Here is a 24,571-nt window from a genome sequence, read left to right as displayed (position 1 = left end):
CACCTCATATTCCCGCTCGCCCTCGGGATTAACGCCGAGAGAAACGGAAAGAGCATGACCAAAAACGACCTTTCATCACATCATTTTCAGCGAAAGATATTAGAATTCTGCGAGCTGCGTATCGCGCCGATTGCGTCCAAAAGGGTACTGGAGAATATTCGGCCCTACCTAGTCAGTTTCATCATCTATCGAAAATCGCCCCCGCTCCTGAATGGCCATATCGACTGGACGACGATCGGTCAGGCGTGTGGGATCGAAGCCGAGCTGACGACAGAACTGAAAAAGCAGATGGGGCCAGGCTTGGATGCTATCATCCGATGGCTAGGCGCACCGCCGGCTGTCGAAGACCTAAAAACTCGGAAGCGGATCCTTCGCTCTAAGAAATCAGATCAAGACAAAAAGACAACCACCGCCTCCTCAACCAGAAAGCCGCATCGCGTCGGCGAAGGCGACAATGCTGCTCACTCAGCTTTCGCACCGCGTGGACCTGCACCGAAGCCGATCAGTCCTTTTCCAGAACCGCTATTCGAAGCGACAGAAGATCCGGCAAGCTTTCAGGACGCATTAGTCTATCACATGCGGCGGTTTGGCGACACATACTGGCAGCTCTACCGCTCTGTTATTCATCTGAATGAGACCTTCGACAACAAGACGCTGCTATCCTGGATCCAAGGCGAGCGCGTGCCGCGATCTATTGCTAGTTTCACGATCCTTGGCCGCATCGAGCGGCGCTACAGGTTGCGACAGGGGTATTTAAAAGAGAAGCTGCCGCATCAGGCACGTTCACTGTACGGCCATGATCTGGGTGACATCAGCCCGGCGGAGCGGCGTAGAATTTCATTTCACCTACCGGATGATTTCAGCAGTTTGCCCTTCACCAAACGTGAAGAGATCCTTGATTGGGTGCGCCGGGTAATTATCTCCGGATCCACGGAGTATCGTCGATACCAGGCGGCGGCCAGCAGGCAACGTTATGCCATCCGCTTTCCCGGTGTCACCGATGGCGGCAGTGCTCTTGCCTCTCGATCGTTGGCCTCCGCTGCTGGCGCCAATCAGGACGTCGCGGCAGATTTCGACGATCCTGATTTGCTTTCCGGCGTTGTCGACGCGCCACCGAGACTTGCCATGGAGATGGCTGACCTTATCCGTCTCAAAACCTCGACACTGACCGCGATTGGTTTCCAGCGAAACGGCGTCTGGGGTGAGGAAACGGCCTCTCAGAAGATCGAACACCTCGGCCTGATGTTTGGCGCGCTGGCCGCTTCACCAAACGGGGCAGTAAAGGGCTATGGCGTACCACTCAGCCAACTGAGCTTTGGCCTCCTCATCTTCCCCGGTGTTTGGGACTGGTATCTGCAGTGGCGAGAACAGCGCCGCAGCTTCTATACCAAATGGGAAGAAGACATGCTGATGGTCGCCCAAGCCCTTTCTCGCGCGGGTGTCGGCTGGATACGACAGCACCCGGAATTGCTTAACAACGTGAGGCCGATCTCAGGTTTGGTTGAGCTGGACGAAATCGAATTCGCGGCCCGTGATTGGGACGGTGCCTGCGACGCTCTTCATCGGCATGCCGCAACCGCTCGAAGGAAATCCAACGCGTCATGCGCGTCCATCGCGACCCGTTCGAGCCTATCATGTGCGTTCTCGAGGCCGAGAGTCCATTGGCCGAGTATCGCAAGATCACGGAAGAGATCCTTGAACGCATGCCGGACGAGAACAGATATCCACGACCGGCGGCCGAAGCCGTCAGATCATTCCTACTGCTTCGGCTTGGCCTGCACCTCGGGCTGCGGCAAAAGAACCTTCGCCAACTGCGTGTCTGTCCGCGCGGCCATTATCCAACATCCGAACGCCGGCTTGAGGACTTGAAATGCGGCGAATTGCGCTGGAGCGATCGCGATCATGGGTGGGAGGTCCTCATCCCATCGGTCGCATTCAAAAACTCCGGCTCCTCCTTCTTCGGACAGAAGCCCTTCCGGCTGATCCTGCCCAATTTGCTCGATCTCTACAAATACCTCGACGCGTATATCGACAAACACCGTGGAGTTCTGCTCGGCGGAGCCAAAGATCCGGGGACCCTGTTCGTCAAGACGGTAAAGACGACCAGCATTGATGCCGCCTACAACTCCACCACATTCTACGAGGCTTGGCGGACCGTCATCCAACGCTATGGAATTTATAACCCCTACACCGGGCGAGGCGCGATTAAGGGCTTGCTGCCGCATGGTCCGCATAACCTGCGGGACATTCTCGCGACGCATATCCTTAAACAGACCGGATCCTACGAGCAGGCGAGCTACGCCATTCAGGACACGCCCGATGTCGTGCAACAGCATTACGGTCGCTTCCTGCCTCAAGACAAGGCGGCACTGACCGCCAAGATTCTCAATCAGGTCTGGGAAGCTGCCTAAAATTGAATGAGTGCTCGGCTCGGATGTTTATTGCCTACGCCCGAGCCGGGACTCGTCGTTTCCGCCGTGAAAGGATGTGAACTACGGTACCTTACGTCTCAAGCTATAAATTATTGAAAATTCTCGGCCCTCGCCTTCAGCGTATCGATGTGAAGACGACGGATATACAGAGCAAGCAGCTACAGAGTCGCGAATTCGGGCAGCCCCGATGCGCGCGCGCGTCACTCCGCGTGAGTACCAACTCAACCGACATGCGCCGGATTATCTTCCAGTTATTCCGGGATCAACTCCTCAATACTGCTGAATTTGGTTGTTTTCCCAGCCATTGCTTCCGTAGATTGCATACGGGAGAATCACTATGCACAACAGACTTAGGAAAGACACTGCTAACAGATTGCGTGGCCTCGTAGCCAATACGAAGGAATCAGCATTCCGGGAAACCATCAATAATCTTCGGAAATCCATGTCTCCAACGGAGGCACGGATAGTTTATACTATCCTGGAAACACATCCCTTGTTCAGTAAGCGTCCGCACACCGACAAATTCCCCAAGCAGCCAGTTACGTCTGCAGGGGTTGTTCGCCTCGCTGACGTTAGCTTGAGCCATGAACTCTCAGCACAAATCGCTCGACTTAATAGCGAGAAGAGCAAGCTCTGCGATTTTATTCAGAAGTTTGGCAACGCCAATCGGTTGGCAGAGACTGGTCGGTCGAACGAAGCCCTAGGCGCCTACATTCAGATCATCGCAGAGTTCGGATATAGTAACTGGCTGTTGCGGAAGTTCGTCTTCCTTAACAATCGGACCCGGGATGGCGGAAGCATAGCGTCCACCATCGAAACCTACTTTTCCGCTCACAGCGGGAAACGTATGAATCCGATAACGATGGCGCTCTACGATATGATGGACGATACCGTGTCATATTGGGGAATGCGGCGGTCCTTCAGCGCCGTATTCGGACAACAGAAGATAAGCCAGACGTCCGAAGACATCGTGAAGTTTTTCTTCTACCCCCACAATGCGCAAGCAGGGGTGCTTTCATCCACGATCCAGTCGTTCAGTCTCCTCTCGCTCGCTGACACGCTCTTTATCGTGTGTTTTTACGCATTCAACTCTCCCGTCGGCACCGAGTTCGGCATCACTGAGATCGTTGAGCAGTATCTGGACCCCGAAATCATCAAGTTCTGGTCGGACACCTTTGGAAAAATTAACACGCTCAATCTAATCGAGGTGTCGAGGGACGAGCCTGAACACGACGATTTCAGATTCTACCGCCGCTCATGTGCCTGGCTGGAATATGGCAACATCGCTTCTAAGCGTTTTGTCTTTGATTACTACTCTTCGATGAGGTCGCAGGAGCTGTTCCGCACCTCCCTTCACGCGACCGAGCGGCTGAACGAGTTCTTCGCCGAACCGTTCGATATGAAACTGCTTGCCAGCTCGTACAGCAGCACTTCAGTCGAACAGACCACTTTCCATCACGCATCCGCCGGCATGTTTGCCCGGTCCATTGCACTGTTGCATCTTGCGCGTTTGGGAAACACATTCGCGGATCTACGTTCGCATCAGCTGCTTAAGCTCCTCAATCAGACAAGGGATATCGCGATGTTCCTTGATCCTGACGCCATTTCAGCCCTTTTTTATGAGTATCCGCATGACCGAATGAGCAAATACCTCGAGCTAATTCTCAAACACGACTCGCAACCATCCAATATCGGCGAGCACGCCGTCCGCAGAGTTGTACAGGACCTGATTATCGAGAACTACGACTCCGACATCGTTAAACTTGCGGATTCGTTCAACGATCAAGGGCGGCACCTTGCTGAACATTTCCTAAGCACCTGCACCGAAAACTTTCTTGTGCAACTTTATCAGCTGTACCACCAGGCTAAAGACGTCGTTGAAGCCAAAGCCTCCCTCCTTGAGTGGTACGGGAAAAAGTTCGACGATCGCGTTACGACGGAACGGGCGCATTCATTGCGTCTAGACCTTAAACTTCAGGATATTCGCGGCGACTTCAATGAGAACCGCATCTACGTAGATCCTGTCAGGTTTGGGCAGTGGGTCGAGGACAAGCTGATCGATGACCTGAGAGAGGCATGCCGTATCGCGTTGGTCGTTCCACAGGTCATTACGACCAATGAAGAGATCGCGGATCCCCTCAAGGTGAGACAGGACGTGAGCTTACGCCTCGCATCAGTCATCCTGCGTGCTTTCACGGAGTTCTGTACCAATAAGTTCTATGGGATAGACTCCTATATCGGCAGGCGCATTCGCCACGGGACATTGCGCGGCTACATGGTGAGCGAGGTAAGCGCGTTTATCGATGGTCCGGAGTTTAAAGACCTTCGATCTGTCGTAGCTTTCCGGGATGCTACTGATCAGTGGCTCGAGCGATATGCGAACGCTATCGACCACTTTGGTCTTGAGCGCTTGCACGTTAAATCGAGATCAAAGCCCAGCGGGGCGATCATGGCAGAGATTGCGTCGATTGATAAACGCAATACAACACAGGCGGCCCTCACTGACCTGACCGAAAAGTATCGCGCCGACGCCAGCATATCGTCTATCGCCAAAGTGCTGATCGACTACTCTTGGCTTCTGGTCGAGAAAGATCTCGAGAACTTGCGAGCTTACGTCGATCGTATGCGAGCCGACGTGGGAGTTATAAACCCTAGCGATCTCACGCCCCTCCTTGATACATCAAAACACCCTTTGGCCAGAGACTTTTGTCACAGGCTCAACGCCATCACTCTACAGAAATTCAAAGACGCCACTCGTTGGTTTTCGAAGCCATCGAACGCCATTCCCTCCGCTCCAATCTCGCTTTTATTTGATGCGGTGGTGCGTGAGATCATGGAACAAGAGCCGAAATTTAAGCCCAAGATCGTGAGATCGGGCGACACGACCGTTATTTTTATGGGTAGCCGTTACCACTACGTCTATGACGTCCTTGAGGTTCTGGTGGCCAACGTAGCCGAACACGGTGTTGCCGACGGAGATTTAATTTTCGATATCGTGACCGCAGACATCAAACGCGAAAGAAAAATCGTCCTGACGTTGACCTCTCTGATCAAGCCGGGAGAGATCGAATTTGTCCGCGCTCAGCTACAACATGCAATGGAAGCGGACATCGACAATGCGATGGTCGAAGAAGGGTTTAGCGGCATTAGGAAGGTCCGGAAGCTCGCTCAGGAGGTCGACGAGATCACTAATATTGAGGCGTTAGTCCACCATGACGACCGGGTTACCTTCAGGGCAACCTTCACCACTGCGATTGGCTAACTAGATGATACTGGTTGTCGAAGACGATAGCTTTAAATACGACCGGATTAAGGTTCTACTGGAGTCCGTGGGCTACACGGATGTCAAATGGTGCCAATCCGTCCATTCGGGCGTTCAAGCGCTCTCAGGCGATGAATTTGAGCTTATCATTCTGGACATGGCGCTTCCGAGCCATGATCTTGCCGCACGAGGCGGTTCTCCGACTTCGCTACCGTCCGGCGGGCTAGAACTCATCTATGAGCTGTCCTACGCGCAAAAAGCCGTCCGACTCCTGATTATCACACAGTACCCCGAAATCGAAATCGAGGGTTCATACGTTAAACTCACTGACGCACCCAAAAGGCTGCAAGAACTATATCGGACGCCTGTGATGCGCGTGATCCAGTTCAAGCAAAATGACAACACTTGGGAACAGGGATTAGCAGACGCAATGAAGGAAATTCCATGAAGATTCTGATCATCGAAGATGACGACAAAAAGTTTGGGGCGGTTTCCGAGGTCGTCTCGAACTACTTCAAGGGGTCGATCGAGACATTGGTACGATCGATCGATCTGTCGAGCGCGACCAAACAGATCTACGAGCAAAAATTCGACCTCATCATCACGGATCTTTCACTTCCTCCGCGCCATCCGGAACCCGGCGTCGACCTCTCTGATGAACTGGCTGCTACGATACACGACAGCAGCCATAATAAGGGAACTTCGGTGATCGCCTTGTCCGGTTTTTCCGAAATCGTTGGTGAGCGGCGGCGATACTTTTCCGATGCCGGTATTTTCCTGGTTGAGTATGGCGCTGACGGCAAGTGGGTGCAGGCCCTCGAAATGTGCCTCCAGAGAGTAGCTGTGAAGTTTAGATATGACTTCATAATATTCTGCGCCCTGGAGAAGGAGAGAAACGCATTCAAAGCAGCTGCTGGCTGTTCGTTCGGGGAGACTTTCATCGCCCGGGGCCTTAACTGTGTCCCACTGACAATTGGCGATCGCCGAGGCCTTTGCATTAAAATGCCCCGCGCCGGTTTGGTCGACGCGGCGATTACTGCAGCAAAGGCGATCGAGCTTTACTCCCCAAAAATCGTAGCGATGTCCGGAATTTGCGCAGGCGTCAACGGCGAGTCGTCGATCGGTAGCTTGATCGTAGCGTCGTTCACTTGGGAGTATCAAGTGGGCAAGTTTCACAGCGACGAGTTCAAGATCGAGCCGTATCAGGTCCACATCAATCCGACCGAACTACAGGAACTCGAAAACTTCATCCAGAAAGACAAGGTCGGTCTGAGTTACAAGGACAACACGTTCTCCGACCAGTCCATCCTTTATCAACCCCTCGTTCTCGGTCCCGTAGCCTCAGGTTCTGCCGTGATCGCTGACCCCGCCAAGATCAATACGATATCCAAGCAGCATCGAAAGATGGCAGCAATCGACATGGAGATGCACGCGATATATCGCGCCTGCGATCTCGCGCCGGAGCGACCGCGCTTTTTCGGCGCTAAGACGGTGGTGGATATGGCCGACCAGCACAAGGGCGACCAGCATCACGTCAACGGATCTATCGTATCGGCTCGGTTCACCGTGTCGCTAATGGCGGAACTTCTTAGGAGGCTGTGAGCGACCACGCTCGGTGCGGGAGGTTTATGTGGCGGCTTCTTGTCAGTCATATGCTAAAGCCCCATTCCTCGATAGGTTTCGGCAGAGTATTGTCGCCATCCCTTCGCTCGTTCCAAAGTTGACATATTCCGATATTCCGCCGGCCAACCGTCCAATGCGTGCATGATTGGCTTCATTTTGAACGGCACGTGCACCACGCAACGATCTCTGATGATCGGCGGGCATCGGTCATCCTGGGATTTGCTATTGTTAAGATTGGCGGCGATAATCGGAAGATCTAATGAGAGGGCGAGTTCCAGTTCCCACCTGACAAAGCGATAGAGGTTTTTCGTTTTCTCGCCGATAAGTACAATCGCAGCAGTGGATTTTTGCATCCGTGCCTTGAGGTTTTTTTTGACGTAATCCTCGCCCTGCGCACGGCTCGTCATGCTGTCCAAGTCGTGAGCATTGTTGAAATTGAAGTCGACACGCTCGTTGGCGTTCCACCCTTTCATGAAAGCGTATGCCCATTTGTCTTCGTCCCCATCGAAGATGATGTATGAAGGATCTTTGTAAGACAACTGTTCAACCTCCTTGGTGCTGCCTCGCGGCCCATTGCGTATGTTCACGGGAAAATGCCAATTCAGCCTCATTGACAGCGCTCGAGAAAGACTTGTTCGTCTTCGCATCCGTTATCAGGATTTCCGTGAGTCCGATCTCCTGAGCAGTCAAGCTGTAGGCCGCGGCAAGTTCGTTGAATTTCTTGATCTGGGTCCACCCAATCACCGCAGATGCAAAAACGATTAATGGCTCGGTCGGCCATCCGACGGCCACGGGATCAACGATACGAGTAACAATGAAAGCAAAGCCCGCCGCGTAAGCTGCGAAGGAGATCCAGAACCAAATCGATGCCGAACGCTTGTTAGCCTTGGCTTTCAAAACGTACCAGGCACGTTGGTCAGCAATTCTGTTCTTGAGGTAGTAATCTCGGCGCTGGTCCAGACTGAACTCACGGATGGTCTGCACCTCACCCGGCAGCTGTTCATCGGCTGGATCTTCATCACTGAACGCCTCACTCAACACCTCGTTGGATTTCAGAACCTCATTCAACAAGTTGCGGAAATCTCTACGGGCATCGACGCCGCGGTCATCATCAAACGGCTCGGCTCTCATAGCGAACCGCCATGTAAGTGTCTTGACCGATTCTGCCAGCGCTCTTGCCTGATACCATGTCTTTTCCGGCTTCTTCATCGACCGGAATGACATCACTGACATCGAAGCGCCAAAGACAACCGCATAGGCGACGTAATACCATCTCGTTTCCAAAAGGCCGAGAGAGAGGATGGATGCGACCAACAACAGTAGATATTCAAATCGTATCAGACGCAGGAAGCGTCTCTGACTGTTGTTGGATGCGTTGTCTGCGATCTTGAAAAGCGCCGGATACTTCATCATCAACCTTCACGTTGTGGTTGATTGTATCCGGAAAATTCAGTTCAGTTATTCACTGACTTAGTTGCTCACAGGCTTTTTTACCAACATCGTCGTCTGGGGCTTGATCGCCGACAAGAAGAGCACACCACCGATCAGGCTGGACGACGAGGTCCTCAAGGTGCACGAGTTTGCCGCGAGCCACAGCGAGGCGCAGGCTGTGGCTTTTACTTTCGCATTTCAAATCGAAAATTGTCATACAGGCGTTAGGTTTAGGCGTTAAATCGATGTCGATTTTTCGCTAACGATTTCAATGAAGCGCCCTTGCCAAAGCGATTGCACGACCAAACCTTGCCCACGGCGCGCCCAATCTCAGACGAGCAGTGGTCGATGGCGCGTCGTGTCGCCCGCGAATTGGACAAGATCCTCGACGGCGGCGATCCGATACAAGCTGCCATCACGCGCGCGGCGGCTGAACTGCGGCTGACCACGCGGCAAATCTACAATCTCCTTGCGCGTTATCGCGCCGATCGCACGGTGACCGCCTTGCTTCCTCGCACCGCGATCAGTCGGCGCAAGCGGCTGCCGGAACAGGTGGAGGAGATCATCGCGGCCACACTTCGCGAGAAGTGGCTGACGCTCGAGCCGACCGCACTTGCTCCCGTGGTCGACGAGATCCGCGCGCGGTGCGAGGAAGCAGGTCTTGTCGTGCCGTCTTACGTGACGGTCGCCCGGCGCATCCCGGCGCTGTTTTCGCCTGAAGAGATCGCGAAGAAGCGATCGGCCAATCCAAAGCACTTGCTGCGGCTGAAGCCGCGGCCCGGCTATATCCACGCGCCGCATCCGCTCGCCGTCTGCCAAATCGACCATACGCCGACCGATGTCAATTTCGTAGAGGTGGTCGATGGCGCCGGTGTATTCGTCGGCCGTCCGTATTTGACGGTCATCACCGACGTGGCGACACGATCCATTCTTGGCTTCTGCCTTACCCTGGAAAAGCCGTCGGTTCTGTCCGTCGCGCTTGGTCTCGCCCACGCCATTTGCCCGAAAGATGACTGGCTTGCCGCCCGCGAGCTCAATCACGCCTGGCCGATGTTCGGTCGGCCGCGGCTGCTCGTCACGGACTCGGCGAAGGAGTTCAAGGGACACGCCTTCCAGCGCGGATGTGACGATTACGGGATCCGGATCCGCTATCGCGATCGCGGCCGCGTCCATCAAGGCGGCGTGGTTGAACGGTTGCTGGGAAAGCTCAATGCGGTACTCGCCGCCTATCCCGGTTCGTCGGGGCGTTCGATCGCCCACCGCGACGAATATCCGTCGGAGCGGCGCGCCTGCCTGAGCTTTGCCGATCTGGAGCGCTGCATCGCGCTCGCGGTCATCGATCACAATCTGCAGGAAAATTCCAAGACACTGAAGGTGCCGCTGACCGAATGGCAACGCAACAGTGCGGAACTGCCGAACTTTGGCGACGATCCGCAGCGCGTCTTGCTGTCGTTTCTGCCGGGGACGGAAAGACAACTTTCACCGCAAGGGATCAGCATGTTCGCCTTGCACTATTATTCGCCGTGGCTGGGCATCCTCGTTCCCGAGCGCGACCGGCTCGAAAAGCTCGAGGTGCGATACGATCCCCGCGACATCAGTCATGTCTACGTCCGCGACCCGGAAACTCGTCAGTTTCGGCCGGTCGAGCGACGCGACGGCCAGCTGATGCCCTTGACGCTGTGGGAACACGAGGCAGAGCGCGCCCGTCGCCGTACAAATAATCAACGCTCAAACGTCGAGAAGGTGGCGTTCCGCCGCGAGATCGCAGCCATCGTGGAGACCGCAAAACCCTCCAAGCGCCGGCTGCGCGACAGCGTGCGCAATGCCCATGCCGCTGCGGCGGAAAAGCCTTATGCGGTCATGCAGCCGCCGGCGCCTCCTCCCGCAGAGCATCCCCCGCGCCAGAAGAGCCGGCTGCCGGTGGAGGATTGGTAGCCATGGCGGATCATTTGCTCGAGCATGTCCGACCATATCTTGACCGTGATCAGCAGGAAAGGATCGCCTATATCCGCGCACCCCGTTGGATCGGGCATCATGTCGCCCAGGCCAGCCATCAGCGACTGACCGAGCTCTTGGAACGGCCTCCGTCATTGCGAACCCAGGGGCTGATGTTGGTCGGGCCCTACGCAAACGGCAAGACAATGATCGCCGAGCGGTTTGCCGTCGAGCACCTGCGAAACGCACCCGAGCAAAGAGTATGGATGGTCCAGACACGCGAAGGCGCCGGCCTCGGCCATTTCTATGCCAGCATTCTGCAGGCGTTGCGCGCTCCTGGCGGCGACATATGGGACCTTCGCCGCAAGGCGGAGCAACTCGACCACTTGCTGTTCAGCCTCAAGCCGAGGGTGTTGATCTTCGACGAGTTTCACAATGCATTGCGGGGCCGGGCACGTGACATCGAAGCCGTCTTCGCTTTCCTGCGGCGCATCGGCCGCCAGTACGACATCTCGCCGGTGCTGATCGGCGAGGTGGCTGTCTGCGATTTCGTCAACGCCACCAGCGAGATGGCAAGCCGCTTCGACTTAGTGGCGGTCCCTCGGTGGCAATATCGCGAGACCTATCTCATGCTGCTCGACAGCCTCGAAGCCGCTTTGCCGCTCGCAAAAAGTTCGGATTTGTCGAACGAAGCATTGGCCCGGCGGATATTCGATCTGTCTGAAGGCTTGATCGGCGAGATCGTCACCGTCGTCACCAGGGCTGCCATCGCCGCGATCAGATCCGGGACCGAACGCATCAGCAAGGCCAGCATCGACGAGCTGCGTCACGTGCCGATTTCGCAGCGGCGCAATTCGGCCTTGCGCGAGAGCCTTCTATGACGACGGCTGACGCGCACACGCCAGTCATCAGCATCCGTGAACGCTATCGTGACGTGGTTTCAGAAAAATGGCCCGTCATCGTCACGCCGCAGCTCGACGAGTTGCTGTCGAGCTGGCTGCACCGGCTTGCCTATGCCAATGGTATTGCGCCTCGGCCGTTCGCCCGCGTGCTCGGGCTTCATGCCGGGATGTGGTCGGCCTCCCTGGACCTCAAGCTTCCGGTCGATATCGAGAACCTGCTTCGCGCATATACCGGTATCTCACCGCACTGGCTCTCGGCGATGATGCTGACGCGCTCATCCTTGAAACCGCTCCTGTTACCGCTCCGGAGCAGCGGACGTCGCGACGGCTCAACATGGCTGCAGTTCTGCTCCCGGTGTCTGGCAGAGGACGCACAGCCGTATTTTCGGCGGCGATGGCGGTTGGCGACCCAGGTTTCATGCGTGACGCATCGTTGCGGACTGCGCGACCGATGCCCATCCTGCCACAGCCGCATTGCGGCCTTCGATCAGACCGAACTCGTTCCGCAGCACTATTGCGTTCACTGCGGCTTTGATCTGCGCCGCGCATCGAAAGTCCCGATGAGCCCGCCAGCAATGCAGCTGGACCGGTGCATCAACGATATCTGCCGGCTTGAGACGATGACCGGGTCGCTGCGCAGCGGCATGCTCGTCCAGTGTCTGCTGCGCATGCCCAGCATTACCGACAGCTTTCCGACGGCGTCCCTGAGCAGCCTATCCACATCAATGCGCATTCGATGTGTCGAACGGCTCGCAGACCGACCAACTGATTGGCTGACGGCCGACGATGATGCGGTGGCCGCCCATTGGCGACGTTCCGTCCTCGATGCGGGTGGCTACGGCCCCTTGATCTCACAGCGTGCGGATGCCCTTGAGCTAAAGAGACAACGGAAGGTCCCGATAAAACATCGCACACCGACTGTGGCGCTCTCAGCCTTGTTGGGAACCTACGTACGGATGATGGAAGGTCCCCGTCATCGGCCATTTCGAAACCGCGATTGGACCAGCGGCTGAAAAGCTGACGAGGGTTGCAGGACCAAAGCGGACATCCCGCCGACCGACCTGACCGAAGATTGCAGTAATGGGCTTCCCCGTCAGCCGCCCGGGCGCCTGAACTCTTGACGCACTCGCTCGACCCCAGCCCGGATCACGCAGTCCTCGACATGGTCGTTGATCAGCCCGATCGCTTGCATGAAGGCGTAGACGGTGGTCGGCCCAACGAATTTCCAGCCTTGCCCTTTGAGATCCTTCGACAGGGCGACCGAAGCCGCCGAGGTCGAGACAGTCTGCGGTTCCTTAAGTTGCTTCGTCTCCGGTTCGTAGCTCCAGATGAAAGCCGCCAGCGAGCCTTCCCGGCTGACGAGTTCCTGCGCCCGCCGCGCATTGTTGATAACGGCCTCGATCTTGCCGCGATGGCGGACGATGCCCTCGTCCTTGAGCAGACGATCGAGGTCGCTCTCGGTGAAGCGCGCTATCCTGTCGAAGTCGAAACCGTGAAAGGCTGCGCGGAAGTTCTGGCGCTTGGCGAGAATGGTGCGCCAGCTCAGTCCGGACTGAAAACCCTCTAGGCTCAGCTTCTCGAACAGGCGATGGTCATCGCTGACCGGAAAGCCCCATTCGGTATCATGATAGACGAGAAACTCCGGTGCGCCGCCGCACCACCGGCAACGCGATTTGCCATCCGGACCCAATATCGTTGCACTCATATGTCTGCCGTCGGGTTGTGAAGTGGGGGGCCGGCATTCAGCCGAGCAGAAATTCCAGCCGCGCGTCGGCCTTCGCCGGTGTGATCTCGAGAATTTCCGCCGTGACGACCTGTTCCGCTACGAAGGGGTCGTCCTTCAGCCGGCTCTCCAGGTCCGACCGCGTCGTATTGTGCGCCAGGATTGCGCCGCCCTGGTTTGGCTGAAGACTGCCAATCAGCAAAAAGATGCCCTCTTCCAAGCCGCGTTGGATCCAGGCCGTGTGGCCGCCCATGAGCTGGCCGGCCCGGGCCTTGTTGTCGGAAAATTTGAGCAGCACGACAAACATATATTGTTCCTTCCGTAATTTCTCGTGGATGCATGCGCCAACCCCGCGCTTGCCGGGTCGCTTGTTTCTTTTCCGGATGCCGGCTGGGCGCCGATCCGATTGCGTTGAGTTTTCTTGGTTGGCGCCTTACGTATCAGCCCGTTTCGATTCATCAGGCGTAGTGCCCGCTGCACACGATCTCAGCCAGCCGTACATCTGCTCGACCTCCTGCCTTACAAACTCCTCGTCCTGAAAGGCATTCGACAGCGTCGCGATCCCCTGACTGCGGGCAAGAAGGTGCATTGCAAGCATATCGGCATCGGCCTGACGGCCGAGCGCGACGAACTGCCTGCGAAGCCACGTCCTGAACAACGCGAATAGCCGGTTGGCGTCGGCCTGTGCTGTGTGGTTCAGCTTCGCAAGCTCACTCGTCAGCGTGCCGATCGGACAGCCGTAACGCTTGATCTTGTCTCCGTTGACGATCAGGATATCGATGAAGCTGCGGATGCGATCCTCCGCGGTTTTCCCCTCAATCTCCCATCGCTGCAGCATCGCCTGTCGGTCCGCCAGACGCTTGTCGATCACCGCATCCAGGATTTCGTCCTTGGATTTGAAGTGATGATAGAAATTGCCGCGCGAGATCTTCACGACATCGGCAATGTCGGCAAATGACGTGTGCTCGTAGCCTTGCTGGTAGAACAGATCATCGGCGGCCTCGATGATCTCGTCACGGGTTGTTTTGTTGCTCATCATTCCATCCCCCGCGCAGCGACAATTCGATTGGCGAGGACCAAGTGGCCCAACGGAAACGGCTCGAACAAATCGACAGGCATAGTCTCCACCCCGAGCCACATGCGACAACTGGGACGCTTGTCCTATTCACTTTTTAGGGCGACCGTCCTAGATTGTCAACCGTCAGATCAAACCCGGTGTCGTTGTGTGGTGGGCATGCCCCATATGGTGTTGAACAGCACGCGATCGCCCAACCGCCGCTCGAGCAGATGTAGTCAAAGTGTGGCGCCGCCATCAGTTGTGCCGATCGTCGACCGCGAGCCTCTGCCGGACCGCCAGCGTTGCGGTCAGTATTCTATCAGAAGATTCCGGGCCGTCAGGCACGACACACTTTGCGAACGTACTCGGTAAGGACGGGATCAGCGGCAAGTCGATCCTGAAAGGTCTCCTCGGCCACGTGGCCACAGCGATACTCGTTTAGAAGTTGTCGTTGCTCATCGCTCAGGGATGGAAGCTGACGCGGACTGTGAGGTTCTTGAGCCCGTGAGGGCTCCATTCGCTTCTCCATCCCTTTATCAACCGCTACAGGAAACATTCCGATCTCCCTTCAACGACGTAAGTGAACCATCACTCCACAAGGTTCGGTCTCGATTGGCATGCGCAGCCCCGAGATCAGCGACGCATCTCGTAGCTGTCACATTGCGCAGAACGGACAGATGCTAGCACTAAACGCACCGTTAGAAACACATCATATAATGATATATATGCTCTCAAATGGAGCTGCACAGTCGAAGACGGCTTGTCAGCGCAAACGTTCGCCATCACTTTCGCGGTACAGGCCAACAGCAGGCGCAACGCCGACATATTTCCAGGCAAGACCAACGGCTCGGTTTGGCGGCGAGTTCGCAACCCCCGTCGAAGTGGCCGAGCCTTTCTGGGCCGGTTGTGCGATGCGGCGCGTCGGAATATTCTTTCGATGGCTGCTGGGCGTGCCGATATCGCCGAACATGCACCGCCGTCCCGTACAGGCTTGCCCACGTCGGCCGCAACCCCCATTGCTTTGAATGGTTGGCGCTACATCCGACTGATCAGCTGACCATCAACAACGAACAACTGCATGTTGGAGAGCTCTGTCCCCTAACGAATCGTCACAGCTCTTTGATCGGCTGCTTGCGAACACCGTTGCGGTGGGTCACGCAAGGTCGTCCAGCAAGCCGGGGCGAAAATCCATCGGGCCGACGGCAGAGCGGATGATAACAATCGCAAAATCGATGTTCTGATGCTCTGCACGGCCGGCAATTCAATCGAGGACTATTGCCTCAGGATCGCCGATCCGCCATTAGCAGCTGTCATGATGAATTTTCGCGCTCGGCGTTCATCCCAATAGCCAATGGTCCCATCCATGCCTGCTTTTCATCGCAAATCCAAATTCATGCGTCGCTCGCGCGTCTTCTGGGGTGCTTCGCATCTTTGGCGGCCGAGGATCGTCTTCTGGTGCGGCGCCTTGGCGATCGGCGTGATCAGCGTCGGTTTTGCCAAGCTAGCGGACGTCGCCCAAAGAACGTTTGCTGGCCTCACTTCCACCGGTGGATGGGCATACTTTCTGCCGTTAGTGCTGACCCCACTTGGCTTCATGCTTTCGGCTTACCTGGCTGCGACGTTATTTCCGAACTCTCAGGGGAGTGGCATTCCCCAGGCGATTGCAGCGCGACATCTGCGACACGATGATGACCGAACGCGATTGCTGTCGCTGAAGATTGCGTTTGGCAAAGTCATTTTGACCGTCCTCGGTCTATTCTGCGGCGCCTCGATTGGCCGCGAAGGTCCCACGGTCCAGGTCGGTGCGTCGATCATGCTTGCTGTTGCCCGCTTCGGTGGCACGCCACAAGCGCGCGGTTTGATTCTTGCCGGTTCGGCGGCAGGAATCGCAGCCGCCTTCAATACCCCGCTCGCCGGCATTGTCTTTGCCATCGAGGAGATGAGCCGCACCTATGAATCGCGCGCCAATGGTCTGGTTCTAACCGCTGTCATCCTCTCGGGCCTTGCGGCGCTGGGGCTGTCTGGCAGCTACAATTATTTCGGCATATCGTCTGCTGCACCGAGTGAGCTTCGGGACTGGGCTCTCGTTCTCGTTTGCGGCATCGGAGGCGGCATCTTGGGCGCTGCCTTCAGTGGCTTTGCCTTGCATTTCGGTCAACGCATTCGCCGGTGGGCGCAGCCGCAGCCCCTGAGACGAGCGATTGTGCTCGCTGCTGTTTGCGGCCTTGTTATTTCGCTGATTGGGATCGCATCCGGTGGTATGACATTTGGTACCGGCTACGATCAGGCAAGGGGAGCCGTTGAAGGAAATGCCCCGCCTCTGCTCTTTTTTGTTGAGAAAATCGTCGTCAGCTTTCTTTCCATGATCTCGGGCATACCAGGGGGCATTTTCGCACCGTCGCTTGCTGTGGGTGCAGGCTTTGGCAGCACTGTTGGCGTCCTCCTCGGGACCAGCGTTGCCCTTGCCGCCATTCTCGGAATGGCAGGGTATTTTGCCGGCGTCGTCCAGGCCCCGATGACTGCCTTCGTCATCATTCTCGAAATGACCGGCGATCACCAAGCCGTTGTGCCGATTATGGCCGTCGCAATGATCGGTTATGTGACTTCCCGCTTACTATCGCGTGAGCCGCTCTATCATGGTCTTTCCAGGGTCTTTATTGCGGCTACAGTCAGAGCACGACGCACCGCCGAGAAAGCAATGGGCGCAGATGTGAACGCACGATCGCGATGATGCAGAAGGTAACTGCGTCATCGTCCGGGAGCTTCTGTTCACCTAGCCATTAGATAATCTGGATTGTCAAAAAGGCCTCGCAGGCTCCACTATTCGCTGATAAGCGCCCACCGACAGATGGTCACTTTGACCCGTCTCTGATTTCAGCGTCGCTGCAACGGTAAACGTTTGAACAAGACCAAGGAGACTCTTCTTTGTGGAAAGTGTCCTCAGTCAAATCTAAAATAATCAACAGCACTCAGGAATGGATGCTCCGACGGGTTGGCTTGGCGGAATCGTAGTCCTCGATACGCCCCACACTGCCACTCAACAAGACGTCACCGCCCTTGTTGATCAAAGTCCCCTGAACCGACCCGCTAACGATTGCCTTCGCACCTTTTTCGACAACGAGATCGCGTCCTATGCTTCCGTGGAGTTCGAACGTCCGGCCGGTCGGCACCGTCAACGTCCCTGCGATCGATCCGAAGAAGCGAACGTCGCGATCCAACACGATGGATCCATCGATTTTGACATTGAGATCGTCCAATTGATCGTCCTTTCCGCCAGGAAGGTCTGGAGTCCGGTCCGCGAGCGCGGCGAGTGGTGCTCCTGGCGCGCTGGCGGAGCCAAACCTCCTCCTATTGCCGGCGCAACCAGCATATATCACAGCATGATATAAATAAAGATACATTGCACCTGGCCACTGGAAAGCGGCTCATCCGTTGCGGGTAAAGCGGAACTTTCATGCGCCTGCATCCAGGTTCAGGTTCACACTATTTTTCCGAAAATATATCCTGACATGATATAAAAGAGAATTTAAAGGCGCTCGCATTTCTTATCGGAACAGTCGCAAAGCATGGCTGAGTGCGATCACGATCGACCTGGAGGCCGACAACTTGGGCAAGACAAGATGCTGAAGAGCAGCTTGCCGCTTTGCTTGACGAGAAGGACAAGACCATGAAAGTTGCGATCAACGGCACGGGCATCGCTGGATCAACACTAGCCTACTGGCTCTATCGTTACGGCCATGAGCCGGTGCTGATCGAGCAAGCCGCAGGACCGCGATCCGGCGGGTATATCGTTGACTTCTGGGGCCATGGATACGACGTGGCAACAATGATGGGGATCGTTCCCCGTCTTCGGGAAAGCGGATATCGCGTAAAGGAAGTACGCTTCGTCGGCAGCGACGGCCGGCGGCGAGGTGGCTTCTCTACGGATGTGATTACGCGCACGTTAAATAGCGGTTTCGTCAGCTTGAGGAGAAGCGACCTTGCGTCCGCCATATACGCAACGATCGATGGCAAGGTCGAAACGATATTCGGAGATAGCATCACCACGATCGATGACGATGCCCACGGTCTGCATATCGGCTTTGGCCATCACGCCAGCCGAAGGTTCGACCTCGTGGTTGGGGCTGACGGGCTGCATTCGCGCGTCCGTGAACTTCGCTTTGGGCGGGAGGAACAATTCGAGTTCTATCTTGGGTACAAGGTGGCCGCATTCGAGCTCTTGGGATATCGGCGCCGCGACGAGTTGACCTATGTCAGCTATGCAGAACCGGGCAGACAAATCTCCCGATTTTCCATGCGAGATGACAGGACGCTCTTTCTGTTCGTGTACCGCGACCCCAATCCTGGCCATGGAATACCCGCAACCAATGCTGGGCGCAAAGCGGCTTTACGAGATGCGTTCGGCAACGTTGGGTGGGAATGTCCGCGAATATTGAAGGCCATGGAAGGAGCGGGAGAAATCTATTTCGATCGCGTCAGCCAGATCCGAATGAACAATTGGACAAAGGGCCGCACGGTCCTCATCGGCGACGCTGCAGCCTGCGTCTCGCTGCTGGCCGGCGAAGGGTCGGGTTTGGCGATGACCGAAGCCTATGTGCTTGCCGGCGAGTTCGCATGTGCAAGAGATAACGCCCTGGCCGGTCTGGAACATTATCAAATGCGACTGATGCCACTCTTGCAGGACAAGCAGAAGGCGGCCAGCCGCTTTGCATCGTCGTTCGTTCCGAAAACCGGATTTGGCATTGCGCTGCGCAATTGCTTGAGTTCCCTCATGGTTCTGCCGCCCGTGGCTGACCTGCTGCTCGGGCGCCAATTGCAGGATGATTTCAGTCTTCCGGCCTATGCCGTCCGCTGAGCGTGTGCTGCGATAGAGAGCCGGCACGCGGGCGCATGAGAATCGATCGATGACGACGACCTGTGCCAGGTCTCTTTCGAGTATTTCATGGGTCGCATTGTATATCAGAGCGCGATGGCACTGAAGGATCGGGCACAAGTGACAACGGGTCCGCGATAGCGCCGGGTATTGCCATTCGGCTCTCCGCAGCAATGGCAATCACGGGCTTGCGAAATGTGAGATTTCGAATCCGATCATGTGACTGTCAAATCGTTTAGGACTATTCGCTAGTTTCGGTCACCGCTTGAACGAGCGAAGTCTCCGGATATGTTGCAGTTGCAAGTCCGACTGGACCAAAGCTTTTCAGGAGCATCAGTAGGGTGACCAGCGCAACGACTATAACGATCACTAACATCCCGATGCTTAAAAGCGTTGAGTGCCAAATCCCACAAATCATTGCCTCCTCCGACGCTTACAGCTTTCCAGACCTCGCGCCGCAACAGTTGGTATTGGCGGCCCGCCGTTCGCGAGATGGCTTTGACGTCAGGTACAAAATGTAGTCATCCGCCAAGTCCGCGATTTGAAGCGCAGCTTCTTCTTCTCTCCAGCCAGCAAGCACGGCTTTGCGAATCAAAAGACTCAACGCGTCATTGAATACCGACGTACACTGCAAAGCCCGCCTGCTATCGTCGACATCATATATTGGCGATCGAATATCCACCATCGGCGCAGGATGGCAGAGAAACCGCCACATTTCAACCACAATTGCCGTCACGGAACCATTCCGTTCGCTGTCTCTACTTTGATGCCGAATGGAGAAAAGCAAAATCTCTGAAAAACTTGTGGTTGTATTGGGGATACGTTGGTCGATCGATTCAATGAGAATTGGCAAGGGCTGCCGCAGTCTTGCCCATTCGAATTATTCCTGAAAGCCACGAAATAGGCACAGTCATTCTGACAACTCGGTGCCACTATGGATGCAGCGTCTCGCGACCGTCCTCCTGGGCGTGGCTTGGCAAGATTACATCATCTCGTGACACATGAAAGGGATTACCTGAATGCCTCGATCAGTACGCGGCTCTGCCGCACTGAATGACCAAGTCTATGATGGGCTGGCGGGCTTCCGACTGGCGATGCGACGCTTCCTGGCTTTCAGCGAAGCGGCACTTGCCGAGGCAGGCGTGACCTCGCAACAGTATCAGGCCATGCTTGTCGTCCGGACCATGCCGGGCAGGCAGGTCAGGATCCGAGATCTCGCCGACCAGATGCTCATGCCCCACAACGGAGCCGTCCAGCTTATAGACCGGATGTGCGCGGGAGAACTGGCCATGCGGATACCCGCGGAGGACGACAAGCGAAGTGTCCTGATCGGTTTGACATCGAAAGGCAATGACGTTCTCGAATCCCTCGCAAAGGTTCACGTGAAAGGCATGCTCGTGAACGAGCCGCTGCTGGCGGAATCGTTATCGCGTCTTCGTCAGGTGACCGAACTGGCGTGACGACGGTCACTGTTTTTTTATCACCTCCTGATTGATCTCCTTGTGCGATCTTTGTATCATGTCATGATATAAAAAGAGGAGAGCAGCTATGCTGAATGGCGACAGCGCCTGGTCGGAGTACCGCCCTTCAAAGACACTCTGGGCTTGGTCGATAATCGGCACATGCGCCCTGACGATGGTCGCCGGTTTCACCTGGGGCGGATGGATGACGTCTGGACGAGCGGACGTCATGCGAGACATCGCGGTCAGAGACGCCAAGGCCGAGCTCGTGGCAGGCATCTGCGTCCACAACTTCGTTACAGCGCGGGGCGCTGAAGAGAACCTGCGGGCTTTACAAGCGAAGTCCTCGTGGGAGCGCGAAAACTTCATCAGGGACGGAGGCTGGACGAAGATTGCAGGCATCAACGATAGCGTTACAAATGCCGCCGACACCTGTGCCGATCAGCTGATGAAGTTGAAGGAATTGCCCAAGTCAGCTGACCCCGCAGTCACCGACAGCTAGCTTTTGACCGGACGTAGTGAGTTGCCCGGTCAGCATGAGACCCGTCCGAAATGATTTCGGACGGGTCTTTTTTGTCATTTGATCTAGGGTTCTGGAAGGTTTTCCTGTAACGCGTGCAAGACTTCGCGCGCCATGAGATACGCGGCGTTGAGGACCGCAGGCGACAAGGGACGGCCGTCGCGCGCAGCCCGGCAGATCTTCAGGAGACCGGCCAGTTCAACGGGATTTTCGATAAATCCGTCGAGCGCATCGGCGACCTCCTTCGGAAAGGTTGATCCAACGTCGGTCGCAAGCTGTCCACTTTCATCCAGCATGCCGAGGTTGACAAGTATGGTCTCCAGCCGCCCGACCCACAGGATCAGCTCGGCACGTCTATCGGTCATGGTTCTCCCCGCCTCTGCGTAGCGCTCAAACGAAGAGCCGCATCCCTGCTGGCGGCACGCCGCGTCCTCCCTCCCGAATGCGTCGCAGATAATCGAGGACGTTCTTGATCAATGTCGGATGAACTGGCTTCGATATCAGCCCTATGACTTTCGGAAGATCGTCCTGAATGGCCTCGGAGCTCGCCGTCACCATAACCACCTCAATTCCGAAATTGCTGGCCAGATACTGCCCTACGCGCAATCCAGTCGCCCCATCTTTAAGATTGAGGTCAACCAATGCAATCGTGCTGACGGGAGCAAGAAGCCGTGCGGTCACGAAGCTGTCGGCTATACCCGAGACCTCGTAACCGAGATTGGACACGATCTCCCGAAGGTCCGTCGCGATCAGCGCGTCGTCCTCCACGATCATAATTTTTTCCTCAGCCACCAAGCCCCCCTCATTTGTTCATCCTGCATTCAGGATTGACAATATGGCGGAACCACCAAAGAATGTCACCACGTGATATAAAAAGGATGTAAAAATGACTAAGACCGCCTTCATTTGCGCTGTCTTTGCAGGCTACGTCGCCGTCATGTTAAGCTTGGCAGCCATTCCGGGTGAAATGGATTCCGAGGTATCGCAAGCCCGGGCCGCACAAGCAGTGAACTGACCTACTGCCGGCCACATCCTTTTCCCTAGGGAGCCTCGCCGTACAGAGCGTAAAACCGAATTTGGTTCGGCCGAAAAAGAAAGTTTGGTAACCGCCTGTTTCACTTGCATCGCGCAACGCGGTCTAACGCAGCGGTCACGCCGTCCAGGGAATAGACATAGGTTGTGTGCGTGCCCCGCGCAGACATCGCTTCCAATGTCATTCGACTACCTGCACGGAAAGCCTTAATCAATTCCGGTTCGCGTGCCGTATCGTCCACCCAGGCTGTATTCTCCTTCGTAAACATTCGGAACGTTTGGTCGCCGACCGAAACCTGAACCATCGATCCTGCCTTCAGATCGTATCCCATGATTGCTTCCGGCTCGTCGCGGCCATCTTTTTCGGCAGGCGCGATCAGAAAATAGTTTTGCCCGTGATCCACATCTGCCGGCTTCACGTCCTTCGGAATAGAAAGCGCGTAGCAGGTCGTGCGGCCGTTTCTGTCATAGGAATAGACACCCCAGTCCCCTGTCTGCTGGACCATTTTCGGCGCCGCCATGACGGCGCCCACCTGTTCCAGCGTTGCAACAATCAAAACCGCAAGTCTCTTCATCGATATCCTTTTTATGTAAGCATTGAGCGGTGGCACCCGAGCTTCGAGGCGAAGTCTCAGCCAGCAGGCTTTCGTGATCGGATTCCACGCAAAAATCTGACCTCTTCAAAAACGATCCGGCCATCCTCTACGAGGCCTTCCCAAATTCGGTTTCCGATCTGGCATGTGACTGTGACCGCCTGCGTGTCACCCGCTTCGCTCACCGCGACCATTAAGAGTCGCTGGCTCCGGTAACGCTGAAATTCTCGTGTGGTGAGAGCGAGGCGGTCGGCCAGTACATCGTCTGCAAGAGGGCACGCTAGCTGTGGACGGTTGGTCATGGTGACGAATCAGGTTTCAGGCCAACAACAATATCATCATATGATATAAAATGTTACGCGCCCCCGTTCAACCCCTTCCGGATCAGCAATTGTACTAAGCAACATAAGGAAACGGCCCCGTGTGCCGGCCTAGAACACCGAAATTGTCACCCGGCGCTCCCCGTTTGATCGAGGGGAAATCCGCTGGAGCCCCTGACGTTAGGCGTCATCAGCGGTTTGTTTTTTGGACTTGCGATCCTGGTTGAGTCGGATTTCCTCATCTTCCGGCGCGGACATCGTCTCCCGTTTGGGATCTGGCTTCACGACCCGGACGTCGCAACTCAGGACCAAGTGAAGATAGGCATTCTCGCGGGGTCGATCGCCTTCGATCTCACTGGCGGTGCCGCGTTTGATGATCTCCAGGCGGCGGCGCCGACTGCTGAGGCCTGACTGCGGTGACTCTGGCACTTCTTTTGATGACGGCCGCAGCAGTTATTCGGACATCGGTTCGGAAGGCTATCGGGCCGTGGGCATGGCCTATGTGAAAACCTTCCAATTCCCAATAAGGAGCCGATATGGTCGAAGCCCGATGCGTGGATCAGCGCCATTGTCAACGAAGTTGACTACCGGAGCAGGAGCGCATCCCAAAGCATGGCCAAAAGACCGGGGCTCGGCCTTGCGGCGCGCCGAAGACTTTTAGCAGCGCTACCGGAGCGCACGGTCGCACCGGAATGGCAACTGCAGACAAACCCATGCAATTGCCAATCGGTCAGCTCAAAAAACCGCTTTGCCTCGCCGTAAGTGTCGTCCTTCAGTCCTTCGGCACGAAAGACGGCATCCTCGAATGCCAAAGCCATCGGCGAATCCACGCATCGCATCCGATCGCGCACGGATGTCGGCTGATACTCTGTCTCGGGAAGTGTTCGCAGGCGTCGATCGGGCTCTTTCTCCAAAAGCTCCGCCCATCGCAGGAGCCGTGTTTCGCGCGTAGTCGTGAAGTCTTGAAACTTTGCATGAACCCCGGCAGTGCTCCGCAACGCGTCAAGCGTGTGGTGCTTCATCGTCGCCTCCTCTAATTCCACGCCATAGGTGAGAAATATCGCGATTCTGAGCGCCGGCAAGTCTAGCCATACGAAATCCCCCAGAAGCGAAAGGAGGGATGAGTTCATATTTGACAAAGTTTGTGATTGAGCATGGAATAACTGCTAATATGCATGAAAATACGGAGGTTTGCCGGCGCCCCCTTGCCGGGTGGCAGAAGACGGACACTGTCCAACGCCTGTTCGGTTCCACCGGGAAATCGAAGGGCGACGGAGTGGGGTCCACCCGCCGCCATTTCGCTTCAGGCCTGCAACTACACCAAGCCCCTTGCGTGCCGGCATACTTGGCTTCGGCCACCGGCCGCGAACCGAGGTGCACACGGCGTATTCATGAGGGTCTTACCTGC

The 24,571-nt window shown here is 56.0% G+C and carries 22 protein-coding genes and 1 pseudogene; 12 read left to right on the top strand and 11 right to left on the bottom strand.

Annotated elements, in window-relative coordinates:
• Window positions 1-54 precede the first annotated feature (54 nt).
• The 4 genes and pseudogenes from NBG89_RS33280 (at window position 55) to NBG89_RS33265 (ending at window position 7,296) form a co-directional block, all read left to right on the top strand.
• Window positions 55-2,411: pseudogene (locus NBG89_RS33280) on the top strand (hypothetical protein).
• Between the two features lie 514 nt (window positions 2,412-2,925).
• On the top strand, window positions 2,926-5,694 hold the full coding sequence (locus NBG89_RS33275) for a hypothetical protein (RefSeq protein WP_431324860.1): 2,769 nt from the start codon (window positions 2,926-2,928) through the stop codon (window positions 5,692-5,694).
• A gap of 4 nt (window positions 5,695-5,698) precedes the next feature.
• On the top strand, window positions 5,699-6,142 hold the full coding sequence (locus NBG89_RS33270; protein ID WP_431324859.1) for a response regulator: 444 nt from the start codon (window positions 5,699-5,701) through the stop codon (window positions 6,140-6,142).
• Window positions 6,139-7,296, top strand: coding sequence for a hypothetical protein (locus tag NBG89_RS33265; protein ID WP_431324858.1), 1,158 nt, complete (start codon window positions 6,139-6,141; stop codon window positions 7,294-7,296). Before NBG89_RS33270 ends, NBG89_RS33265 begins: the two co-directional genes overlap by 4 nt.
• A gap of 53 nt (window positions 7,297-7,349) precedes the next feature.
• On the opposite strand, the gene NBG89_RS33260 is transcribed toward NBG89_RS33265, so the two are convergent.
• Both NBG89_RS33260 and NBG89_RS33255 read right to left on the bottom strand, forming a co-directional pair.
• Window positions 7,350-7,856: a TIR domain-containing protein gene (locus tag NBG89_RS33260; RefSeq protein WP_431324857.1), complete on the bottom strand. Its 507-nt coding sequence runs from the start codon at window positions 7,854-7,856 to the stop codon at window positions 7,350-7,352.
• 4 nt (window positions 7,857-7,860) lie between these two features.
• Window positions 7,861-8,730: a DUF4231 domain-containing protein gene (locus NBG89_RS33255; protein WP_431324856.1), complete on the bottom strand. Its 870-nt coding sequence runs from the start codon at window positions 8,728-8,730 to the stop codon at window positions 7,861-7,863.
• Between the two features lie 366 nt (window positions 8,731-9,096).
• Between NBG89_RS33255 and NBG89_RS33250 the strand changes: the two genes are divergently transcribed.
• The 3 genes from NBG89_RS33250 to NBG89_RS33240 are packed head-to-tail and all read left to right on the top strand — an operon-like array spanning window position 9,097 to window position 12,598.
• Window positions 9,097-10,683: a Mu transposase C-terminal domain-containing protein gene (locus NBG89_RS33250; protein ID WP_431324855.1), complete on the top strand. Its 1,587-nt coding sequence runs from the start codon at window positions 9,097-9,099 to the stop codon at window positions 10,681-10,683.
• A gap of 2 nt (window positions 10,684-10,685) precedes the next feature.
• Complete coding sequence (locus NBG89_RS33245; protein ID WP_431324854.1) at window positions 10,686-11,564, top strand: TniB family NTP-binding protein; 879 nt, start codon at window positions 10,686-10,688, stop codon at window positions 11,562-11,564.
• Window positions 11,561-12,598 (top strand): TniQ family protein, encoded by a 1,038-nt coding sequence (locus NBG89_RS33240; RefSeq protein ID WP_431324853.1) that lies wholly within the window; start codon window positions 11,561-11,563, stop codon window positions 12,596-12,598. Before NBG89_RS33245 ends, NBG89_RS33240 begins: the two co-directional genes overlap by 4 nt.
• A gap of 80 nt (window positions 12,599-12,678) precedes the next feature.
• Here the strand turns inward: NBG89_RS33240 and NBG89_RS33235 are convergent, their stop codons facing one another.
• From NBG89_RS33235 to NBG89_RS33225, 3 genes are all read right to left on the bottom strand, one after another.
• On the bottom strand, window positions 12,679-13,290 hold the full coding sequence (locus tag NBG89_RS33235) for a DNA-3-methyladenine glycosylase I (protein WP_431324852.1): 612 nt from the start codon (window positions 13,288-13,290) through the stop codon (window positions 12,679-12,681).
• 37 nt (window positions 13,291-13,327) lie between these two features.
• The gene (locus NBG89_RS33230; protein WP_431324851.1) at window positions 13,328-13,615 is read right to left on the bottom strand and encodes a YciI family protein; all 288 of its coding nucleotides are present in this window, start codon (window positions 13,613-13,615) and stop codon (window positions 13,328-13,330) included.
• Window positions 13,616-13,741: 126 nt separating this feature from the next.
• Complete coding sequence (locus tag NBG89_RS33225) at window positions 13,742-14,344, bottom strand: TetR/AcrR family transcriptional regulator (protein ID WP_431324964.1); 603 nt, start codon at window positions 14,342-14,344, stop codon at window positions 13,742-13,744.
• A 1,384-nt stretch (window positions 14,345-15,728) separates the two neighbouring features.
• Between NBG89_RS33225 and NBG89_RS33220 the strand changes: the two genes are divergently transcribed.
• On the top strand, window positions 15,729-17,096 hold the full coding sequence (locus NBG89_RS33220; RefSeq protein WP_431324850.1) for a chloride channel protein: 1,368 nt from the start codon (window positions 15,729-15,731) through the stop codon (window positions 17,094-17,096).
• A gap of 238 nt (window positions 17,097-17,334) precedes the next feature.
• Here NBG89_RS33220 and NBG89_RS33215 read toward each other — a convergent pair whose 3' ends face one another.
• Window positions 17,335-17,622, bottom strand: coding sequence for a hypothetical protein (locus NBG89_RS33215; protein ID WP_431324849.1), 288 nt, complete (start codon window positions 17,620-17,622; stop codon window positions 17,335-17,337).
• A 410-nt stretch (window positions 17,623-18,032) separates the two neighbouring features.
• Here NBG89_RS33215 and NBG89_RS33210 point away from each other — a divergent pair, with 410 nt between their 5' ends.
• Complete coding sequence (locus NBG89_RS33210) at window positions 18,033-19,220, top strand: FAD-binding domain (RefSeq protein ID WP_431324848.1); 1,188 nt, start codon at window positions 18,033-18,035, stop codon at window positions 19,218-19,220.
• Between the two features lie 451 nt (window positions 19,221-19,671).
• On the opposite strand, the gene NBG89_RS33205 is transcribed toward NBG89_RS33210, so the two are convergent.
• Window positions 19,672-20,091 (bottom strand): hypothetical protein, encoded by a 420-nt coding sequence (locus tag NBG89_RS33205; RefSeq protein WP_431324847.1) that lies wholly within the window; start codon window positions 20,089-20,091, stop codon window positions 19,672-19,674.
• Window positions 20,092-20,257: 166 nt separating this feature from the next.
• On the opposite strand from NBG89_RS33205, the gene NBG89_RS33200 reads away from it, so the two are divergent.
• Together NBG89_RS33200 and NBG89_RS33195 are read left to right on the top strand one after the other, a co-directional pair.
• Window positions 20,258-20,698: a MarR family winged helix-turn-helix transcriptional regulator gene (locus NBG89_RS33200; RefSeq protein ID WP_431324846.1), complete on the top strand. Its 441-nt coding sequence runs from the start codon at window positions 20,258-20,260 to the stop codon at window positions 20,696-20,698.
• 88 nt (window positions 20,699-20,786) lie between these two features.
• Window positions 20,787-21,200, top strand: a complete 414-nt coding sequence (locus NBG89_RS33195) for a hypothetical protein (RefSeq protein WP_431324845.1) — start codon at window positions 20,787-20,789, stop codon at window positions 21,198-21,200.
• Window positions 21,201-21,283: 83 nt separating this feature from the next.
• On the opposite strand, the gene NBG89_RS33190 is transcribed toward NBG89_RS33195, so the two are convergent.
• Window positions 21,284-21,583: a hypothetical protein gene (locus tag NBG89_RS33190; RefSeq protein ID WP_431324844.1), complete on the bottom strand. Its 300-nt coding sequence runs from the start codon at window positions 21,581-21,583 to the stop codon at window positions 21,284-21,286.
• Window positions 21,584-21,608: 25 nt separating this feature from the next.
• The gene (locus NBG89_RS33185; protein WP_431324843.1) at window positions 21,609-22,010 is read right to left on the bottom strand and encodes a response regulator; all 402 of its coding nucleotides are present in this window, start codon (window positions 22,008-22,010) and stop codon (window positions 21,609-21,611) included.
• 94 nt (window positions 22,011-22,104) lie between these two features.
• On the opposite strand from NBG89_RS33185, the gene NBG89_RS33180 reads away from it, so the two are divergent.
• Window positions 22,105-22,233 (top strand): hypothetical protein, encoded by a 129-nt coding sequence (locus NBG89_RS33180; RefSeq protein WP_431324842.1) that lies wholly within the window; start codon window positions 22,105-22,107, stop codon window positions 22,231-22,233.
• A 100-nt stretch (window positions 22,234-22,333) separates the two neighbouring features.
• On the opposite strand, the gene NBG89_RS33175 is transcribed toward NBG89_RS33180, so the two are convergent.
• Window positions 22,334-22,825 carry an invasion associated locus B family protein gene (locus NBG89_RS33175; protein WP_431324841.1) on the bottom strand — a complete coding sequence of 164 codons (492 nt, stop codon included), beginning with the start codon at window positions 22,823-22,825 and terminating at the stop codon, window positions 22,334-22,336.
• 922 nt (window positions 22,826-23,747) lie between these two features.
• Window positions 23,748-24,185, bottom strand: a complete 438-nt coding sequence (locus NBG89_RS33170; RefSeq protein ID WP_431324840.1) for a hypothetical protein — start codon at window positions 24,183-24,185, stop codon at window positions 23,748-23,750.
• Window positions 24,186-24,571 lie beyond the last annotated feature (386 nt).

It is taken from the genome of Rhizobium sp. YTU87027, assembly GCF_050644135.1.
Classification (GTDB): Bacteria; Pseudomonadota; Alphaproteobacteria; order Rhizobiales; family Rhizobiaceae; genus Rhizobium.
Note: the sequence above shows the minus strand (reverse complement) of the source record. Positions and strands in the feature narration are given on the sequence as shown.

Bases quoted from the DNA above. Each gene is read 5' to 3' on its own strand.
- NBG89_RS33180 (WP_431324842.1), top strand. From the start codon at position 22,105: ATGACTAAGACCGCCTTCATTTGCGCTGTCTTTGCAGGCTACGTCGCC.
- NBG89_RS33210 (WP_431324848.1), top strand. From the start codon at position 18,033: ATGAAAGTTGCGATCAACGGCACGGGCATCGCTGGATCAACACTAGCC.
- NBG89_RS33200 (WP_431324846.1), top strand. From the start codon at position 20,258: ATGCCTCGATCAGTACGCGGCTCTGCCGCACTGAATGACCAAGTCTAT.
- NBG89_RS33255 (WP_431324856.1), bottom strand. From the start codon at position 8,730: ATGATGAAGTATCCGGCGCTTTTCAAGATCGCAGACAACGCATCCAAC.
- NBG89_RS33270 (WP_431324859.1), top strand. From the start codon at position 5,699: ATGATACTGGTTGTCGAAGACGATAGCTTTAAATACGACCGGATTAAG.
- NBG89_RS33220 (WP_431324850.1), top strand. From the start codon at position 15,729: ATGCCTGCTTTTCATCGCAAATCCAAATTCATGCGTCGCTCGCGCGTC.
- NBG89_RS33195 (WP_431324845.1), top strand. From the start codon at position 20,787: ATGCTGAATGGCGACAGCGCCTGGTCGGAGTACCGCCCTTCAAAGACA.
- NBG89_RS33250 (WP_431324855.1), top strand. From the start codon at position 9,097: ATGGCGCGTCGTGTCGCCCGCGAATTGGACAAGATCCTCGACGGCGGC.
- NBG89_RS33235 (WP_431324852.1), bottom strand. From the start codon at position 13,290: ATGAGTGCAACGATATTGGGTCCGGATGGCAAATCGCGTTGCCGGTGG.
- NBG89_RS33230 (WP_431324851.1), bottom strand. From the start codon at position 13,615: ATGTTTGTCGTGCTGCTCAAATTTTCCGACAACAAGGCCCGGGCCGGC.
- NBG89_RS33190 (WP_431324844.1), bottom strand. From the start codon at position 21,583: ATGACCGATAGACGTGCCGAGCTGATCCTGTGGGTCGGGCGGCTGGAG.
- NBG89_RS33175 (WP_431324841.1), bottom strand. From the start codon at position 22,825: ATGAAGAGACTTGCGGTTTTGATTGTTGCAACGCTGGAACAGGTGGGC.
- NBG89_RS33245 (WP_431324854.1), top strand. From the start codon at position 10,686: ATGGCGGATCATTTGCTCGAGCATGTCCGACCATATCTTGACCGTGAT.
- NBG89_RS33225 (WP_431324964.1), bottom strand. From the start codon at position 14,344: ATGAGCAACAAAACAACCCGTGACGAGATCATCGAGGCCGCCGATGAT.
- NBG89_RS33170 (WP_431324840.1), bottom strand. From the start codon at position 24,185: ATGAAGCACCACACGCTTGACGCGTTGCGGAGCACTGCCGGGGTTCAT.
- NBG89_RS33265 (WP_431324858.1), top strand. From the start codon at position 6,139: ATGAAGATTCTGATCATCGAAGATGACGACAAAAAGTTTGGGGCGGTT.
- NBG89_RS33240 (WP_431324853.1), top strand. From the start codon at position 11,561: ATGACGACGGCTGACGCGCACACGCCAGTCATCAGCATCCGTGAACGC.